Below are 17150 nucleotides of genomic sequence, written 5' to 3' on the forward strand. Positions count from 1 at the left end.
AGCATACCTTGATCGGCAAAAGGGATCGAATCCGACGGCAAGTCGGATCGATCGGTGAATAACATCTTGATTTTAGCGTCTTCATCAGATAAAAAAGCCTCCACTGTTGTGGAAGAAGCGTGATAATGGGATACAGTGGAGGCTTGGCGCGAGGAAAACTGGAAACAGCACTCCCCGGACATGTCAACCCCATACCAGTTAACATCGCAGGGGTCAATTCAAAAGCACCGGATCGGAGAGGATCCGCCTTGACGGCTTACGAATCGAAGAGTGCCATCATACAGATGTACCGCGTTACCAAGCGATACGGCGCCAAGAGTGCGCTTGTCGATATCTCCCTGGATATCGCCGACAATGAGTTCCTCTTTCTCAGCGGACCCAGCGGCGCCGGGAAAACCACCCTTCTGAAGCTGCTTTATCTTGGTGAAACGGCGTCGGAAGGTCAAATCATCGTGGACGGCCTGAACCTGTCTCGAATCTCCAGAAGGCGCGTGCCGTTCCTCCGCCGGAAATTCGGCATCATTTTCCAGGATTACAAGCTGATTCCCACCAAGAACGTCTACGACAACGTTGCTTTGGTCGTCGAAGCGGTCGGCGTGGAGCGCCGTTCCATCAAAAAGATGGTCAACAGCCTCCTCAGGACGGTGAAAATGGCGGACCGCAGCCGGGCTTTCCCCCCCAGCCTCTCCGGTGGAGAACAACAGCGGGTGGCCGTAGCCCGCGCCATTGCCGGAAATCCAAAAATCATCGTCGCCGACGAGCCGACCGGAAGTCTCGATGCCGACTCGGCACGGGTGATTCTGAATCTTCTCAAGCTCTATCATCGGCGGGGGGGGACGGTTATCATCGCGACCCACGACACGGAACTGATCCGAAACACGGGCGGCCGGGTGATTCTTCTCAACGACGGCTATCTCGAAGTGTCAACCGTCATTCCGAAGCAACAACTATGATCTATTTTGCGAAGAAAGTGATCAAGGATCTGAAGGGCAATCTCTTTCTCAATGCCGTTACCCTGACGAGCATTGCCTTGTCCGTTCTGATCTTCAGCGCCTTCAACCTCTTTTTTCTCAATGCCGGCGCTCTGGTGAACCGATGGGTCGAGGATACCCGGATTCTGGTCTACCTGAAGAAGGACTTGCCGGCGGAAGCCGTTGCGGGACTGGGAAAGACCCTATCCGCCGTTCCCGACGTGAGGGAGGTCACGTTCGTGTCCCGAAAGCAAGCCCTCGAGCGCTTTCGAGTCCAGTTGGGAGAGCAGGCATCCCTGCTGGACGGCATTACGGAGAACCCGCTGCCGGACAGCTATGAGGTCCTGGTGGGGGTACGTTCCTGGAACTGGGATCACATCGATCCTATTGCGGAGAAAATCCGCGTGTTGGACGGTGTGGCGGAGGTCGAATACGGCCGGGAATGGCTGGGACGGTTTGTCAGCATCCTCGATCTGTTCCGATTGACCCTTTACGGCATGGGCGGCCTGTTTTTTACGGCGGTGGTATTTTTCGTGGCCAATACCATCCGGCTTGTTCTCTATTCCCGGCGGGAAGAGATCGAGATCATGCGGTTGGTCGGTGCATCGGAGCGGTTCATCAAATATCCTTTCTATGTCCAGAGTCTGCTGCTGGGGGCCGTGGGCGGCCTTGTGGGTATCGGGGTGTTGTTCGAACTCTATCGGCTGTTGGTCGCCAATGTGGGAACGGTCGTGGTCTCGTCGTTATTCGAGATGCGCTTTCTGCCGGTCCAAACCCTTTTCATCATCCTTTTGGGAAGCGCACTTGTCGGGTGGTTGGGATGTTATATCTCCCTCAGAAAGTTCTTACGCTCCTGACCGCTGCGGGCATTCTGCCGATGGTCGCTCTTGCCGCCTGGGTTGTCCTCGCCGTAGGACATATGCCCGCGCACGGAGAGGAGGGGCCGCCGCGGAAACTGGAGCACCTCAAAGAGCGCCGCAGCGAAACGCAACAGCAGATGGAGGAGCGTCAAAGGGACATCCGAACCTTCAGCCGGGAGGAAAAGGACGTCATTGACAGCCTGAACGAAATCGATCTGTCCATTGACGCAGCACGCAAGCGTATTGCAGGAGCGCAAAAGGAGTTGCAGACGCTGGAGGATGAAATTTCAGGGGTTCTGGCAAAGTCCGAGAGCGTGAAAGCCGCGCTTCATGCCCGAAAAACCCATGCGGACGAAAGAATGGTCAGCCTCTATAAGCTCAACCGCCTCGGTCGGATGCAGGTTCTGGCCGGAGCCGATTCCCTTACGGATTTTTTGAGGCGAAGAAACGCCCTGGCCCACATCCTGGAAGAGGATCGGGCGACCCTGGCGGATTACAAGGAACGCCGGACGGCCCTCTCTGAGTTGAGCGAACGCCTGGACCGTCAAAGAGCCCGGCGGGCGACCGTGAAGGAAACGTACAGCCGGGAACTGGCGGATATGGAACACCGTCGAACTCAGAGGGCCGCTTTACTGCGGGAGATTCGCGACCGGAAAGCCCTGAGAGAGGCAAGCCTGGCAGCCCTGCGGCGACAGGCTGCGGCGCTGGATGAAAAGATTGCGTCCTTTCGGATCGAAAAGCCGAAAAAAGCGCCTTCGACCGGTAATGCGCCGACGGGTTTCGCACGGTTAAAGGGCTTGCTTAAACTGCCGGTTGAAGGTAGAATTATAAGTTCTTTCGGGCCGTACCGAAATAAAGAATACGGTGTTATGAATTTCCAGAGCGGCATCGATATCCAGGCCGACAGAGGTGCGCCCATCCGTTCGGTCCATGGCGGGCGTGTCATTTTTTCGAACTGGTTCAAAGGGTACGGCAACATGATCATCATCGACCACGAGGACCATTACTACACACTTTATGCGCACGCCGAAGAGCTGTTCAAACGTAAGGGGGATCCCGTCCATGCGGACGAGGTGATCGGAACGGTCGGCGACAGCGGCGCCGTCGGCGATCCTGTCCTCCATTTTGAGGTGCGCCATCATGGAAAACCGGTCGACCCTATGACGTGGTTGAACAAAGGATAACACAAAGGAGTCAATCAATGCCTCGATACACCAAACGGTTTGCCAAACCCTGTCTCATCCTCTTCGTCATGATTTTTTCGTGGCTTGGATCGGTGGGATTCCCGGAACTGTCGGCCGGCGATGAGGAGACCTACAAGGGACTCAAAATATTTTCGGACGTTATCGATCTTATCGAAAAGAACTATGTCGATCCCGTCGACAGCAAGGACTTGATCCAGAAGGCTATTCAAGGCATGGTCGGGAGCCTGGATCCGCATTCCCAACTCCTTCCTCCTGAGGCCTTCGAGGAACTTCAGATCGATACCCGGGGGGAATTCGGCGGTATCGGTATCGTGATCACCATGCAGAAGGGGCTTCTGACCGTGATCTCCCCCATCGAGGGAACCCCTGCGTATAAGGCCGGAATCCGGGCAGGAGACGTCATTATCAAAGTCGACGGCGAGTCGACAAAGGATATGATGCTCTGGGAGGCGGTCAAAAAGATGCGGGGCCCCAAGGGTGAATCGGTGGCCATCACCATCTTTCGGGAAGGGGAGGCGAACCCCATGGATTTTACGCTGGTCCGGGATATCATTCCCATCGAAAGCGTTCGCCACCTGGCCCTTCAGCCGGGATTCGGTTATATCCGCATCACCAATTTTCAGGAAAATACCACAGGCGATCTGACCGCCGCTCTTACGGATCTGGAAGGGGGGAAAACCCCTATGAAAGGGTTGGTGTTGGATTTGAGAGACAATCCCGGCGGGCTTCTCAACGAGGCCGTGGACGTATCGGATGTTTTCCTCGAAAAAGGTAATATCGTCTCCATCAAGGGGCGTCTCGAGAAGCACACCAAGAACTTCGACGCCAAACCCAATCGAAACCGGCATGACTATCCCATCGTCGTCCTGATCAACGGCGGCAGCGCCAGCGCCTCCGAGATCGTGGCGGGCGCGCTGCAGGACCACCATCGAGCGGTGATTCTCGGGACCACCTCCTTTGGCAAGGGGTCCGTCCAGACGGTCGAATCCCTTCGGGACGGATACGGGCTCAAATTCACCATTGCCAGATACTACACCCCCAGCGGGCGATCCATTCAAGCCCAGGGCATTGTGCCCGACATCGAGGTCAGGGAACGCCTGATCGCGGAAGACACCCTGGCGGAGAGCGAGCGGATGCTGAAGGAGAGAGACCTCAAAAATCATCTGGACGCCGAACCGTTCCCGGACATGTCGGTACCCGTCTCTCCTGAAAAGGACGCGAAAGAGAAAGAGTCCGGGAAAGAACAGAGTACAGAGAGCCGATACGGCCCTTTGGACCTCAAAGGCCTTCAAACCGACAACCAGGTGATGCGGGCTCTCGAAATCCTGAAGGGCTACCAGATTCTGGCGGAAACCCGCGGATAGGATCCGGGAATCCGGGCGGTGTTTCCGCGCCCGGATCATCGCGTCGGGCCGGCAGGATCCCAAGAGGGGATCCTGCCGGCCCGTTTTTTTCTTTACTACACTGTCAATCATGATTATGTTAAACAGTTATCTATAAAAAAGCATGGCAGCAACAGAGACCCAACCATATTCCGCGGAGCGAACTATGAAAGATGAAACTATTGAGTATTTCAGGGAATTTCTAACCAGTCGGCTCCAGGAACTTCTGAATCGTGCAGACCATACCGTGACCGGGATGACGCATCAGAAAGAGAATTTTCCGGACCCGACGGATCGAGCGTCCCTCGAATCCGATCGCAATTTCATGCTTCGCATTCGTGACAGGGAAAACAAGCTTATCAAAAAGATCAAGAAGGCCCTGGATCGGATAGAGGACGGCACTTTCGGTATCTGTGAAAGCTGCGGGGAGGATATCTCCATCGAGCGTCTCAAGGCCCGGCCGGTGACCACCCTGTGTATCGAGTGCAAGACCCGCCAGGAGGCGATGGAGAAAGCACTTGGACTGTAAGGGTGACGTCATGGTGGATCTTCATGTTCATTCCACGGCTTCGGACGGCACCCATACGCCTGCCGAGCTCATTTTACGGGCTGAAGCGATCGGATTGAAAGCCTTCGCCATCACGGACCACGATACGGTAGCCGGTGCGAGAGCGGCGGCGGCGGCAGGCATCCCCGCATCGATGCACTTTTTCACGGGGGTCGAGATCAGTGCGGCGTTCCCCCGGTTCTACCCCGCCCGCGGCAGTTTCCACGTGTTGGGTTACGGTATGCGCCTTGACGACCCGGCAATGGAAAATGCCCTGGCCCTCCTTCGAACGGCGCGCAGGAACCGGAACCCCGACATGGTGGAGCGGCTGCGTAATCTGGGAATGGACATCTCCATGGACGAACTCCATGCCGATGCGGGAAATGTTCAGGTGGGAAGACCCCATATCGCCAGGTTGATGATCCGCAAAGGATATGTCAAGACCTTTGACGAAGCTTTCGATCGGTACATCGGCGCCGGACGACCGGCCTATGTCGACAAATATCGCATCGAATGCGAAACGGCGATTGGTCTGATCCGTAATGCCGGCGGTATCGCGGTGCTGGCCCACCCGGGCCTTCTGCCCCCCGCGGACGGCCTTGACTTCGAGGAATTGGTGCGCGGATTGACCGACCTGGGCCTCGGGGGGATCGAGGTGTATTATCCGTCCCATTCTCCGGCGGAGACGGCCTTGTACCGGAAAACGGCGGAGCGTTTCGGCCTGGTCGCGACGGGAGGTACCGACTACCACGGGGCTATCTCGCCGGGCATCGATCTGGGCGTCGGTGACGGAACATTTTCGGTCCCCTGTGAAGTTCACGAAAAACTGTCCCGGGCGTTGGGGCGGATCTGCCGAGAGACGCTGCCGATCGAAAGATGATGAAACTGTCAAAACTGGAATACAAGATAGACTATCGGTTCAAGAATAAAGATCTGCTCGAGGAGGCCTGCCGGCACAGCTCTTTTGTCAATGAACAGCCGGAAACGCATACCCCGGGAATGTCCATGAGAGACAACGAGCGCCTGGAGTTTCTGGGGGATGCCGTTCTCAACCTGGTGGTGGGGCATATGCTGATGGACCGGTATCCCGAGATGCCTGAAGGAGATCTTTCCCGAATGCGTGCCCATCTCGTCAACGAGTCGGAGTTGGCGAGCGTGGCCAGGGAGATCGACCTGGGAGATTTTCTCTTGTTGGGCAAAGGCGAGAGCCAAAGCAACGGCCGGGAAAAGAAATCGATTCTGGCCGACGCCTTCGAGGCTGTCATCGCAGCCATTTATCTGGACGGCGGATTTGACGCGGCCTTCCACTTTGTCCGGGGGCGGTTTTCCGCAAAGGTTCTGGGCACGACGGCGCCGGTGTCGAGGGCCGACTACAAAAGCCGTCTTCAGGAGATTGTTCAGACGACCCACAAGGTCATGCCGACCTATCAGGTGATTGGGGAAAGCGGTCCGGATCACGATAAAACCTTTGCCGTCAGGATCACGGTCTGCGACCTGGAGGCCGAGGGTGTCGGCAAGAGCAAAAAAACGGCTGAACAGGATGCGGCGCGGCGGATCTTGAAGCTGCTGGAAAATTGTTGTCCCCCGAGATGATGTCAGAGAACACCGATCTTCCGTCCGCACCCCAAAAACCTTTCATCATCCCGGTTTTCCTTCCCCATGCCGGATGTCCTCACCGGTGCGCCTTCTGCAATCAATCGGAAATCACCCAATCATCGGGCAGTGTCCCATCATCCGCGGCGGTGGGTTCGCGGATAGCGACTTTCCTGAACTACAAAGGCGGCGGTCGGGGAGAGGTTCAGGTCGCCTTTTACGGCGGAAATTTTCTCGGCCTTACCGTCTCGGAAATCCAGCGGCTGCTTGCGGCGACGGAACCGTTTTTCCGCGAGGGGTCCGTCCACGGGATTCGCTGTTCGACCCGACCGGATACGATAACCCCTGACCGCCTCGATCTCCTGTCGATGGTTCCCGTCAGTGCCGTCGAGCTCGGGGTTCAGTCCATGGATGACCGCATATTGGCCCGGGTCCGCCGGGGCCACACGGCGGCGGATACCCGAGAGGCTGTTCGACAGCTGAAATCCCGCGGCCTGAAGGTCGGCCTTCAAACGATGGTCGGTTTGCCCGGGGACACATCTGAAACCGCCATGGAAACCGCCCGGGCGATCGTCGATCTCGCACCGGACTTCGTTCGGATTTATCCCACGGTGGTGTTGAAAAACAGTCTTCTGGCCCATTGGTACCGCCAGGGTCGGTACGTTCCGCTTTCCATGGAAGAGGCCGTATCCCTCGTCGCTCACCTCCATGCCCTTTTTTCCCGGCACGGGATTCCGGTGATCCGCATGGGGCTTCAGGCATCCTCGACCCTGGACGACGCCGAGACGATCCTGGCAGGGCCCTATCATCCCGCCTTCGGACATCTGGTCCTGTCGAAGCTTTTTCTGTCCTGCGCCGTAAGGCTTCTGGACAAGGCGGTCCAACCTTCAGCCCCCGTGGCCATCCATGTGCATCCCCGGAATATTTCGAAGATGCGGGGTCTTGGGAACAAGAATATTGAAATTTTAAAAGAACTGTTTCATATTGATACATTGGGGATCGTTCCCGACTCCGACATGGCGATGACCGCCGTCAGGGCCGTGCAAGGCGGTTTCAGCGACGAGAGAGCCATCGACGATGAAGGGGTGGGGCAATGACGATGCATTATATCCGGAATTTGGCGAACCTGGAGGGATGTCATGTCAGAAAACAACAACTATGATCTGGTGATCGTCGGCGGAGGACCGGGGGGGTTGTCGGCCGGGATTTACGCCATGCGTGCAGCCTTGAAAACAATCCTTGTGGAGAAGGGGCTTGCCGGCGGACAGGTGACCATGTCGGACGAGGTGGAAAACTACCCGGGATTTTCCCATATCAGCGGTGCGGATCTCTCCATGAAATTTGCCGACCATGCCAGGGCTTGCGATCTGGAAACGGCCGCCGACGAGGTGACGGCCGTCGAGCCGGGTCTGGAACACCACACGGTTCGGCTGGCATCGGGAACGGTGCTGAAGAGTCACGCGGTGATTCTCGCCACCGGGGGAACGCCCCGCAAACTGGCGATCCCCGGGGAGGATGATTATTACGGCAGGGGCGTTTCCTACTGTGCCGTCTGCGACGGTTTCTTTTTCAGAAACAAGACCGTCGTCGTCGTGGGCGGCGGGGATACGGCCACGGAAGAGGCGCTTTATCTGGCCAAAATCGCCAAAAAGGTCTACATCGCCCACCGTCGGGATACATTCCGGGCCAGCATGATCCTCCAGCAGCGGGTCGAGGCCGACTGTAACATCGAGGTTCTCTGGAATACGGTTCTGACACGGATCAATGCCGACGACTCGGGGGTCCGCGGTGTCGGGCTGAAAGACTCCCGGACGGGAGAGACCCGTTCCATGGATGTGGACGGCGTGTTTATCTTCATCGGGTTCGACCCCAACAACGACCTCGTGCCGGCGGGCATAAAAAAGAATGCCGACGGCTACGTCGTTACCGACGAGAAATGTGAAACCCAGATTCCCGGTATTTTCGCCATCGGGGATCTCCGGGAAAAGTATGCCCGTCAGATCGTCGTGTCGGCCGCGGACGGTTGCATTGCAGCCCTGGCGGCGGCTCATTTCGTCGAGACGCGGCGCTCCGTTCCGGATACCTGTGAAATTCCCGCGGATCTGCTCGAGTGACGTGACACGCTTTCCCGGGTGAGCGGTTGTACCCGAACGTCGGGATACCCGCGATCGGATGATTTGGGTTTGACATCCCATTGACGGCTCATTATGATTCTTTTTATCATCTCAACTTTCGACTTTCATGATGGTAACCGGCACCGGCCTATGAAAGTCGAAAGTTGAGTTATCATGTCGACGAATGCCGGAAATCCCGATCACAGCGCGTCGCAAAGCATCGGGGCTCCGTATTCGATCCTTACGACAACACTCTTGCAACACGGGGACGCGGGATGCTGATATACGATGATATTTATTCCTGGGAGGGATGGGGCGGACGATTGAAGCTCGGCAGCGGCCAATGTCGACTGAGAATATTCGATCTCGACAAGGACGGCGGGCGTCGGATTGCCCACTTGAAGCCCATCATCGTTGTTGTTTCGGATATTCCCCGTGAACCCTCGTGGACTCCGAACCAGATGTCGGTCAAGAGCTGCGCCAGCCATATCGCTACCAAGGTGGTTCGGGAATTCGGTATCGACCCCGAGCGGATGGTCTGGGTCGAATACTACGAAGCACCCTCCAAAGACGAGAATCTTCGCTATCCCGGCAGCGATCGTTTCGACGAAGCCGTGTTTGTCTGGCGGGAGGAAGGCGCCCTCCAGGGCGGATGGAAACCCTTGTCTCCCGCGTTGACGGACCTGGTCAGGAAACTGTTGGCGGATGCCGCCGACCTAACGGAAAGAGAGGCCTGATATGGAAGAACGTAGCGGTATCGTGACCATGAAGGGAAATCCCGTAACCCTCCTGGGAAGGGAGATCAAGGCAGGCGACCCTGCACCGGATGTCGAACTGACGGCCACGGATCTTTCGTCCGTCAAGCTTTCCGCATACAGAGGGAAAGTGTGTGTCATCTCTTCGGTGCCTTCCCTCGACACGCCCGTATGCGACATGGAGACGCGCCGTTTCAACACGGAAGCCGCAGCCCTGGGGGAAGACGTGGCGATGCTCACCGTCAGCATGGACCTTCCCTTTGCCCAGAGCCGCTGGTGCGGCGCCGCCGGCGTCGATCGGGTGGTGACCCTCTCCGACCACCGGACGGCGGAGTTCGGTCTGGCCTACGGTGTCCTGATCAAGGGCATCCGGCTTCTGGCCAGGGCTGTTTTCGTCGTGGACCGGGAAGGGGTGGTCCGCTATGTCGAGACCGTGGGTGAGATCGCCGATGAACCCGATTATGCGGCGGCCGTCGCCGCCGTCAGGAAACTGGTATAGGCGCATTGTGCGGATCGACCCGGCAGAGGAGAGGAAAATCATGAAGCGATGGGGAGGATGGTTTGCGATGATCGCCGTGGTGTTCCTGGCCGTTCCGGCCATGGCCGCCATGACCGTGAAGCTGGGGGTGGTGACCAAACCCGGCTCTGCCCAGAACATTGCCGCCGAAAAATTCAAGGCTCTGGTGGACGAGCGCACCAACGGCGAGGTGACGGTGAAAGTCTTCCATAGCGCGTCCCTGGGAAACGAGACGGAGATTCTGCAGCAGATTCAGATGGGTACGGTGGAGATGGGGGTGATCACCAGCGGTGTCTTCGATACCTTCGACCCTATCGTCCGGGTCATCGATTATCCGTTTCTGTTCAGGGACGATGCCCAGGCCGACGCCGTTCTGGACGGTCCTCTGGGAGCGGAGATATTGACGGGACTCGAGGCATCCGGTTTCAAGGGACTCTGTTTCTCGGAGAACGGCTTCAGGAACCTCACCAACAGCAAGCGACCGGTCAGGACCGCCGCCGATGTTTCCGGACTCAAGATCCGGGTCATGGACTCCGCCCTCCACAACGCTATCTGGCAGTCCATGGGCGCCAATCCCACCCCCATGCCCTGGCCCATCTACACCGAACTGGAGCAGGGGGTCATCGACGGACAGGAGAACCCTCTCTGGGTTCTGGAGGTCTACCGGTTTCATGAGATCCAGAAATACCTGACGCTGACCCGCCATGTCTACTCGCCCCATATCGCCGTGGCGTCCCTCTCCTGGTGGAACCGCCTGGCCCCCGAGATGCAGAGCCTGCTGCAGACCGCCATGAAGGCGGCGGCCGTTTTCCAGCGGGCGGACAACCGGGCCAGGGACGCCGATCGTCTCCGGATGCTCGAGGAGGAGGGGATGCAGATCGAGAAGCGTCCGGACATCGCCTCTTTTCGGGAAAAGACGGACGTGATGCGGGAGATGAATCTCTATCAGGATCCCCGGGTGAAATCCCTGTTGGCCCGGATGCTGGCGGCCACCCGATGACGCGGTTCGGGATCGCCCGTTTGCGGTGATGCCGTGATGAACGTGCTGGAAACCGCAAGCCGACGCCTGAACCGAGGCGTCGAGGGGTGTCTGGCCGTCATGGGGCTGACGATGACCAGCGTCGTGGCGGCTCAGGTATTTTCCCGATACGTGTTGAATCAGTCTCTTTTCTGGTCGGAGGAACTGGCGCGGTACCTCCTGGTGTGGCTCACTTTTCTGGGCGCCTCCTCGGCCTATCGCCGAGGAATGCACCCCGGCGTGGATGTTCTGTATGTCCGGATGTCGCCGGGTTTGCGGAAGGCAGCCCTCATTGTGGTCCACGGGGCTTCCATGGCCCTTTTCGGCGTCATGATCGTGTTCGGCTGCCGGTTCGCCTATTTTGTCCGCCTTCAGATTTCTCCGGCCCTCTTTCTGCCCAAATGGATCCTTTTCGCCGTCATTCCCCTGAGCGGCGCCATTCTCATGGTCCATGCCCTGGCGCGTCTTGCCGGAGACGTTAAGCCCCGGGCGTCCGAATGACCGCTCAACTCCTCATCCTGTCCCTCTTGTTTCTCTTTGTCATCAATGCGCCGATTGCCGTGGCCATCGGTGTGTCGTCCATCATCGCCATCCTCGTGCAGGGGGATGTTTCTCTCATGATGGTGGTCCAGCGGATGTTCGGCGGGACGGATTCCTTCCATCTCATGGCGGTGCCGCTCTTCATGTATGCAGGGGTCATCATGGAGGCGGGGGGCATCAGCAGACGGATCATCGATTTCGCCAACGCCCTCGTGGGATGGCTTCCCGGCGGGCTTGCGGCGGTGGCCGTGGTGTCGGCCATGTTTTTTGCGGGGATATCGGGATCGGCGGCGGCCGACGCGGCCGCCGTGGGTGCGGTCATGATACCGGCCATGAAGAAATCGGGCTACGATTCGGATTTCGCGGCGGCGGTTCAGGCCTCGGGCGGCGCCATTGGTGTCGTGATTCCGCCGTCGATTCCCATGATCGTCTTCGGGTTCCTGACCGGTGCGTCCATCAGCCGGCTTTTTGCGGCGGGTATCCTGCCCGGGGTGCTGATCGGCGTTTCCCTGATCGTCGTTGCTACGCTGATCTCGCGCCGACGGGGATACGGCGCCGTCTCAAGGTTTTCCTTGACCGAGGTCCTGCGAACCTTTCGGCGGGCCTTTCTGGCGCTGGGGACGCCCCTGATCATTCTGGGGGGAATCCTCTTCGGTATTTTCACCGCGACGGAATCCGCCGCTGTCGCCGTCGTCTATGCCCTGTTCGTGGGGATGGTTGTTTACCGGAATATCCGGCCCCGGGATCTCTTCACCCTTTTCCGGGACGGTTCGCTCACCGCATCCATCGTGATGTTCATCATCGCCGCGGCATCCGTTTTCAGCTGGATCGCCGCCATCGAAGAGGTACCCGCGCGCCTTTCCTCGGGCCTTCTCTCCCTGACGGACGACCCGGTGCTCCTGCTCCTGCTGATCAATCTCGTGCTGCTCACGGCCGGGACGTTCGTCGAGACCACGGCGGCCCTGATCCTGCTGGTGCCCATGATCACGGCCATGCTGCCAGACCTCGGCGTCGACCTTGTCCATCTGGGGGCCATTGTGGTCACCAACCTGGCCATCGGCATGCTGACGCCTCCCATGGGGATCTGCCTCATCGTCTCGGGATCCATATCGGGGGACGCCATAACGGCCGTCAGTCGCCGGGTGCTGCCGTTTCTGGCGATTCTGATCGCCGATCTGATGGTCATCACCTTTTTCCCGCCGCTCACCATGTGGCTGTCCGGGCTCGTCACGAAATAGCCATCCGGCCCCGATGCCGCTCCGGGGTCAGGCCGAAGGCGCGCCGCCGTGACCCTCGGCGCTTCTTATCCCCTAAAGCTTGCGGCCTTCAGCCTTTTTCGGGGTCCAGGCGGCTGTCGAGGGCAAGATAGTCCCGGACATACTCCCGGACGGCCTCCTCCAGGGGCGTGCAGGCATGGGTACAGCCGGCCTCGCGGAGCCGTGACAGGTCCGCGCAGGTGTGGTACTGGTATTTTCCCCTGAGGGATTCGGGCATGGGAACGTATTCGATGTTCACCGGTTTTCCGGCTGCGGAAAAGAGGGCACGGGCCACGTCGTTCCAGGATCGGGCCGTCCCCGTGCCGATATTGAAGATGCCGTTGACCTCGGGATGATCGAGAAAAAAGAGAGTCATGGCCGCGGCGTCGGCCACATAGATGAAGTCCCGGACCTGCTCGCCGTCCCCGTAATCCCTTCGATAAGACTTGAAAAGCCGGATCCTGCCGTTGTCCCGGACATCGGGATAGGCCTTGTTGACGACGCTCCGCATGTCCCCCTTGTGGTATTCGTTGGGGCCGTATACGTTGAAGTATTTGAGGCCGACCATGTGGTCCAGCCAGCCCTTGCGCCGCGCCAGGAGGTCGAAGAGGTGCTTCGAATACCCGTACATGTTGAGGGGGCGGAGCCGGTGGAGGGTCGCCGCGTCGTCTTTGTAGCCCTGTTCTCCCGCACCGTAGGTTGCCGCGCTGGAGGCATAGATGAAGCGGCAGTCCCGATGGATGGTCTGCCATTGGGCGATGCGGGCCGTGTAGCGATAGTTGTTCTCCATGAGAAAATCGGCGTTGCGCTCGGTGGTGGACGAGCAGGCGCCCAGGTGGAAAATTGTCCGGATATCGTTTCCAAAGGCGTTTGTTTCGAGTTTTTCGATGAAGTCGCTCCGGTCGAGGTAGTCGAGATACCTCAAGGGCACCAGGTTCTTCCATTTTTCCGATTCGCCCAGGTGGTCGACGATGAGAAGGTCGTCGATGCCCCGGCGGTTGAGCCGGCAGGCAATGGCGCTTCCGATGAATCCAGCGCCGCCGGTGATAACGATCATGATGTCGTCCTTTTGCTGAGGGGTTCGTATTGATAGGCTGAAGACTGAAGGCTGAAGGGGTGCGCCCGCCGCAAGCGGGGCTGTGTCCACCCCTTCAGCCTTCAGTCTTCAGCCTATAGCCTCATTTTGCGGAGAGATGGGCCACGGCCTTTTCCAGGCCGTCTATGGAGAGTTCGAACATAGGAAAGATCCGGGCGATCATGGTGATGGTGCGGGTGTAGCCCCACATCCTTTCCGGTACGGGATTGAGCCACACCGATCGGGGAAAGATCTCGGTCAGGAACCGGAGCTGCTCGATGCTCGGCTTCCCGCTCCGCTCCTCCAGATGGATCGATCCGTCGGCGGTCATGAGTTCATAAGGGGCCATGCTTGCATCCCCGACGACGATAAAACGGGTTTCCGGATCGAACCGGGCAAAATCCGCCACGCGCCGGGGCTTCCGGTATCGCGCCGGGTCCGACCAGACGTTGTCGTATATGGTGTTGTGAAAAAAATAGGTCGAGAGCTCCTTGAACTGGGCCCGGGCATAGTTGAAGAGGGTCTGGACCACCGAAATGTAGGAATCCATGGACCAGCCGCCGTTGTCGATGGCCAGGATGACCTTGAGACGGTCCCTGAGGCTCTGCTCGAACACGATCTCGATCTCGCCCGCGTTTTTCATGGTCTGGTAGAGGGTCTCGTCCACATTGACCTGGTCCCTGGGCCCCGCCGGCACCAGGTTCCGGAGCCGCTTCAGGGCTTCACCCATCATGGCCTGGGTCAGGGGGCCTTCCAGGGAGTAATCCTTGTACCGGCGGTCCATGGCCACCTTTACGGCGGAACGGTTTCGGGAAACCCCGCCCACCCGCATGCCGCCGGGATGGTATCCCGAATGGCCGACAGGAGACCTGCCGCCGGTGCCGATCCACTTGCTGCCGCCGTGATGCGCCCCTGTCTGCTCCTTGAGTCGCTCCTTGAAGTATTCGATCAGTTCGTCGGGGGAGAGCCGGCTCAGTGTCGACTCATCCTCGCCAAAGGCTCCGGCCAGCTCCCTCGGGTTCTTCAGCCACTGTTCGAGGAGAAGCCGGGCGACTTCGTCGAGGTCGAAGCCTTCTGTATCGGGCAGGTCGGCGCCCTGGAAGTGGTGAGCGAAGACCTGGTCGAAGATGTCGAAATACCGTTCGCTCTTGACCAGAATCGCCCGGGAGGCCGTATAGAAGTCGTTAAGGGAAAGGATCAGCCCCCCGGCGAGCGCCTTGTGCAGGGTCAGAAATGCCGTTGGACTGACGGGAATCCCGGAACGTCTCAGCAGATAAAAGAAATCGATGAACATGGGCGTCCTAAAAGAGTTTCCGACGGCTGGTGAAGTTGAGGGCCCGCTGGTAGTCTCCGCTTTTCTTGAACAGAACCCCCAGGTAGGGAATCTCGCCTTTCTGCAGCTTTTTCGGCGTGAAGTCCGGATCGGCCTTGAGGGCCCGTATCCAGTTGATGAGTTCCCGGGTCGCCGGCTTTTTCTCGACGGCATCCAACTCCCGCAGGCCATAGAAGGCGGTGATGGCCCCCTCCAGGAGGTTCTCCTCGAGCCCGGGAAAATGCACCGAGATGATCTTGCGCATCATCTTCGGGTCCGGAAAGGCGATGTGATGGAAATTGCATCGGCCCAGAAACGGATCGGACAGATCCTTCTTGGCGTTGGACGTGATGATGATGACCGGCCTGTGGCGGGTCTGGACGGTCTTGTCGATCTCCATGATGTCGAAGGCCATCTGGTCGAGGACGTCGAGCATGTCGTCCTGGAAGTCGGTGTCGGCCTTGTCGATCTCGTCGATGAGCAGAACCGTCCGCCGGTCGGCCGTGAAGGCCTGACCGATCCTGCCCATGGTGATGTACTCCTCGATGTTGCTGACGTCCCGCCGGGAGTCCCCGAAACGGCTGTCGTTGAGCCGGGTGAGGGTGTCGTACTGGTAGAGGGCGTTCACCAGCTTCATGCTCGATTTGACGTTCAGGACGATGAGCGGCATGTGGAGGCTCTCGGCGATGGCGTGGGCGAGCATGGTCTTGCCCGTTCCGGGTTCCCCCTTCAGCAGCAGGGGCATCTCGAGTGCCATGGAAATGTTGACGATGCTCGCCAGTTCATCATCCAGTACGTAGCGGTTGGCACCGCTGAATTTAAGTCCGTTGTGTGTCATCGATCCACCTCGATTCCTCTTATTCGTCTGGAAACCGCCCGTGTCAAATCGAGGACGCGGACGGCATGTTCACGGCTCAGGGAGCCGGTGCCGCAGCTTGGCGTAATGAGGGTCTGGGACAGGATGCGCTCCCGGTCGAAGCCCAGCTTCCGGACCTGGGCGGCCTGGTCTTCCCACCGGGCCGCGAGGGCGTCACCGGTTTCGTTCGCCACGGCCTCGCTGGTGGGGACGATTCCCCAGGCGATGATCCGTCCCGCCTCCAGAAACCGTCGGACGGCCTCCCCGTAAAGGATGAACCGATCGAAATAGGTATAGGCGTCGAAATTGACGATGTCGATCGGCGTGTCGATAATCAGGTCCCACTCGGTATTGGCGCAGACGTGAATACCGGCAAGGCCGCCTTCGGCGTGGACGGCGTCGATGACCTCGCCCAGAGCCGCGGCCACGTCCGCCTTGGAGATGCTGATGAATTCCGATGATCCGAACCCGGCCAGAGCCGGTTCGTCGATGAACAGGATGACGGGTCGGCCGAAACGGGAGAGCTGCCGGATCTGCCATCGGGCGTTTTCTGCCAGGAGCTTGACGGCGGCGTCCCGGACGGATTCATCGTAAAACACGGCCCGTCCGGCTTGATCCTTGACGGCGGTGGTGAAGGTGATGGGGCCGGTAACCTGGCCCTTCAGGGCGACGGGCGGAGTTTTGAGGGCCGCGACATGGTCCATGAAGACGTAGAAGCCCCGGGCCATATCCGGCGTAAGCGCGAACCGTGATCCGTCGAGGGTTGCGCCCCCGTCGGTGACGGCCAGATAGTCTTCGTAGAAAGCGGCAAGGTCGGCGGCAAAATTCCCGGCGGACGTGTCGATGCACGTCCGGCCTTCCACCGTCGCGAGTCCCGGAAGCCCCGGCATGAACTGGGCGATCATTCCTTCCTTGGGAAAGACCGGCAACTGCACCCAGAGGGGGATTTCGGGCGTGTGGCGAAACACCAGGCGGGCCGCCGCTTCGTGGTCGTCCAGAGGAAGGCTGCCGATGAGCACCGGAAGCCCCCCCGGCCGAAATGTTTCTTCCATGGTTTCTGTCACCTTTCTGTCGTTTTCGCTCGTAAAGCGGCTGTGTCGCTCTTTTATCAAATCCATTAAGATTACCATTCGATCGGGGATTTGACAA

18 protein-coding genes are annotated in these 17150 nt (G+C 58.9%); 14 read left to right on the top strand and 4 right to left on the bottom strand.

All coding sequences use genetic code 11. The features are described from left to right. Window positions 1-125: 125 nt before the first annotated feature. The 14 genes from dmul_RS02800 to dmul_RS02865 all read left to right on the top strand — a co-directional run bounded on the left by dmul_RS02800 (window position 126) and on the right by dmul_RS02865 (window position 12740). Window positions 126-953 (top strand): cell division ATP-binding protein FtsE, encoded by an 828-nt coding sequence (locus tag dmul_RS02800; RefSeq protein WP_020876112.1) that lies wholly within the window; start codon window positions 126-128, stop codon window positions 951-953. Then, on the top strand, window positions 950-1828 hold the full coding sequence (gene ftsX / locus dmul_RS02805) for a permease-like cell division protein FtsX (protein WP_020876113.1): 879 nt from the start codon (window positions 950-952) through the stop codon (window positions 1826-1828). Before dmul_RS02800 ends, ftsX begins: the two co-directional genes overlap by 4 nt. Next, the gene (locus tag dmul_RS02810; protein WP_020876114.1) at window positions 1792-3015 is read left to right on the top strand and encodes a murein hydrolase activator EnvC family protein; all 1224 of its coding nucleotides are present in this window, start codon (window positions 1792-1794) and stop codon (window positions 3013-3015) included. Before ftsX ends, dmul_RS02810 begins: the two co-directional genes overlap by 37 nt. A 17-nt stretch (window positions 3016-3032) precedes the next feature. Next, window positions 3033-4400: a S41 family peptidase gene (locus tag dmul_RS02815; protein ID WP_020876115.1), complete on the top strand. Its 1368-nt coding sequence runs from the start codon at window positions 3033-3035 to the stop codon at window positions 4398-4400. Window positions 4401-4584: 184 nt separating this feature from the next. Continuing rightward, window positions 4585-4947 (top strand): RNA polymerase-binding protein DksA, encoded by a 363-nt coding sequence (dksA, locus tag dmul_RS02820; RefSeq protein WP_020876116.1) that lies wholly within the window; start codon window positions 4585-4587, stop codon window positions 4945-4947. Further along, a complete protein-coding gene (locus tag dmul_RS02825; RefSeq protein WP_234979192.1) occupies window positions 4937-5845 on the top strand; it encodes a PHP domain-containing protein in 909 nt (302 codons plus the stop codon). The genes dksA and dmul_RS02825 overlap by 11 nt, the downstream gene beginning before the upstream one ends. Then, on the top strand, window positions 5842-6558 hold the full coding sequence (rnc, locus tag dmul_RS02830) for a ribonuclease III (protein ID WP_020876118.1): 717 nt from the start codon (window positions 5842-5844) through the stop codon (window positions 6556-6558). Before dmul_RS02825 ends, rnc begins: the two co-directional genes overlap by 4 nt. Then, window positions 6543-7655 carry an elongator complex protein 3 gene (locus tag dmul_RS02835; RefSeq protein WP_144016553.1) on the top strand — a complete coding sequence of 371 codons (1113 nt, stop codon included), beginning with the start codon at window positions 6543-6545 and terminating at the stop codon, window positions 7653-7655. The genes rnc and dmul_RS02835 overlap by 16 nt, the downstream gene beginning before the upstream one ends. Window positions 7656-7697: 42 nt before the next feature. Next, on the top strand, window positions 7698-8672 hold the full coding sequence (gene trxB / locus dmul_RS02840) for a thioredoxin-disulfide reductase (protein WP_020876120.1): 975 nt from the start codon (window positions 7698-7700) through the stop codon (window positions 8670-8672). A 275-nt stretch (window positions 8673-8947) separates the two neighbouring features. Then, window positions 8948-9409, top strand: a complete 462-nt coding sequence (locus dmul_RS02845; RefSeq protein ID WP_020876121.1) for a hypothetical protein — start codon at window positions 8948-8950, stop codon at window positions 9407-9409. A gap of 1 nt (window position 9410) precedes the next feature. Next, window positions 9411-9926: a thiol peroxidase gene (tpx, locus tag dmul_RS02850; protein ID WP_020876122.1), complete on the top strand. Its 516-nt coding sequence runs from the start codon at window positions 9411-9413 to the stop codon at window positions 9924-9926. Window positions 9927-9966: 40 nt separating this feature from the next. Continuing rightward, window positions 9967-10944 carry a TRAP transporter substrate-binding protein gene (locus dmul_RS02855; protein WP_020876123.1) on the top strand — a complete coding sequence of 326 codons (978 nt, stop codon included), beginning with the start codon at window positions 9967-9969 and terminating at the stop codon, window positions 10942-10944. A gap of 36 nt (window positions 10945-10980) precedes the next feature. Continuing rightward, window positions 10981-11463, top strand: coding sequence for a TRAP transporter small permease (locus tag dmul_RS02860; RefSeq protein ID WP_020876124.1), 483 nt, complete (start codon window positions 10981-10983; stop codon window positions 11461-11463). Continuing rightward, the gene (locus tag dmul_RS02865; protein WP_020876125.1) at window positions 11460-12740 is read left to right on the top strand and encodes a TRAP transporter large permease; all 1281 of its coding nucleotides are present in this window, start codon (window positions 11460-11462) and stop codon (window positions 12738-12740) included. Before dmul_RS02860 ends, dmul_RS02865 begins: the two co-directional genes overlap by 4 nt. Before the next feature lie 88 nt (window positions 12741-12828). Here the strand turns inward: dmul_RS02865 and rfaD are convergent, their stop codons facing one another. From rfaD to dmul_RS02885, 4 genes are all read right to left on the bottom strand, one after another. Next, window positions 12829-13815 (bottom strand): ADP-glyceromanno-heptose 6-epimerase, encoded by a 987-nt coding sequence (gene rfaD, locus dmul_RS02870; protein ID WP_020876126.1) that lies wholly within the window; start codon window positions 13813-13815, stop codon window positions 12829-12831. A gap of 121 nt (window positions 13816-13936) precedes the next feature. Then, entirely contained in the window at window positions 13937-15127 is a 1191-nt protein-coding gene (locus dmul_RS02875; RefSeq protein WP_020876127.1) for a vWA domain-containing protein, read from the bottom strand. Between the two features lie 7 nt (window positions 15128-15134). Next, window positions 15135-15983, bottom strand: a complete 849-nt coding sequence (locus tag dmul_RS02880) for an AAA family ATPase (protein ID WP_020876128.1) — start codon at window positions 15981-15983, stop codon at window positions 15135-15137. After that, window positions 15980-17053, bottom strand: coding sequence for a uroporphyrinogen decarboxylase/cobalamine-independent methonine synthase family protein (locus dmul_RS02885; protein WP_040414664.1), 1074 nt, complete (start codon window positions 17051-17053; stop codon window positions 15980-15982). The genes dmul_RS02880 and dmul_RS02885 overlap by 4 nt, the downstream gene beginning before the upstream one ends. Window positions 17054-17150: the final 97 nt, after the last annotated feature.

This window comes from Desulfococcus multivorans, from assembly GCF_001854245.1.
Taxonomy (GTDB): domain Bacteria; phylum Desulfobacterota; class Desulfobacteria; order Desulfobacterales; family Desulfococcaceae; genus Desulfococcus; species Desulfococcus multivorans.

Coding starts and splice junctions, on each gene's coding strand:
- dmul_RS02855 (WP_020876123.1), top strand. CDS start 9,967: ATGAAGCGATGGGGAGGATGGTTTGCGATGATCGCCGTGGTGTTCCTG.
- rfaD (WP_020876126.1), bottom strand. CDS start 13,815: ATGATCGTTATCACCGGCGGCGCTGGATTCATCGGAAGCGCCATTGCC.
- dmul_RS02815 (WP_020876115.1), top strand. CDS start 3,033: ATGCCTCGATACACCAAACGGTTTGCCAAACCCTGTCTCATCCTCTTC.
- tpx (WP_020876122.1), top strand. CDS start 9,411: ATGGAAGAACGTAGCGGTATCGTGACCATGAAGGGAAATCCCGTAACC.
- rnc (WP_020876118.1), top strand. CDS start 5,842: ATGATGAAACTGTCAAAACTGGAATACAAGATAGACTATCGGTTCAAG.
- dmul_RS02800 (WP_020876112.1), top strand. CDS start 126: ATGGGATACAGTGGAGGCTTGGCGCGAGGAAAACTGGAAACAGCACTC.
- dmul_RS02865 (WP_020876125.1), top strand. CDS start 11,460: ATGACCGCTCAACTCCTCATCCTGTCCCTCTTGTTTCTCTTTGTCATC.
- dmul_RS02860 (WP_020876124.1), top strand. CDS start 10,981: ATGAACGTGCTGGAAACCGCAAGCCGACGCCTGAACCGAGGCGTCGAG.
- dksA (WP_020876116.1), top strand. CDS start 4,585: ATGAAAGATGAAACTATTGAGTATTTCAGGGAATTTCTAACCAGTCGG.
- dmul_RS02885 (WP_040414664.1), bottom strand. CDS start 17,053: ATGGAAGAAACATTTCGGCCGGGGGGGCTTCCGGTGCTCATCGGCAGC.
- dmul_RS02875 (WP_020876127.1), bottom strand. CDS start 15,127: ATGTTCATCGATTTCTTTTATCTGCTGAGACGTTCCGGGATTCCCGTC.
- trxB (WP_020876120.1), top strand. CDS start 7,698: ATGTCAGAAAACAACAACTATGATCTGGTGATCGTCGGCGGAGGACCG.
- dmul_RS02810 (WP_020876114.1), top strand. CDS start 1,792: ATGTTATATCTCCCTCAGAAAGTTCTTACGCTCCTGACCGCTGCGGGC.
- dmul_RS02845 (WP_020876121.1), top strand. CDS start 8,948: ATGCTGATATACGATGATATTTATTCCTGGGAGGGATGGGGCGGACGA.
- ftsX (WP_020876113.1), top strand. CDS start 950: ATGATCTATTTTGCGAAGAAAGTGATCAAGGATCTGAAGGGCAATCTC.
- dmul_RS02880 (WP_020876128.1), bottom strand. CDS start 15,983: ATGACACACAACGGACTTAAATTCAGCGGTGCCAACCGCTACGTACTG.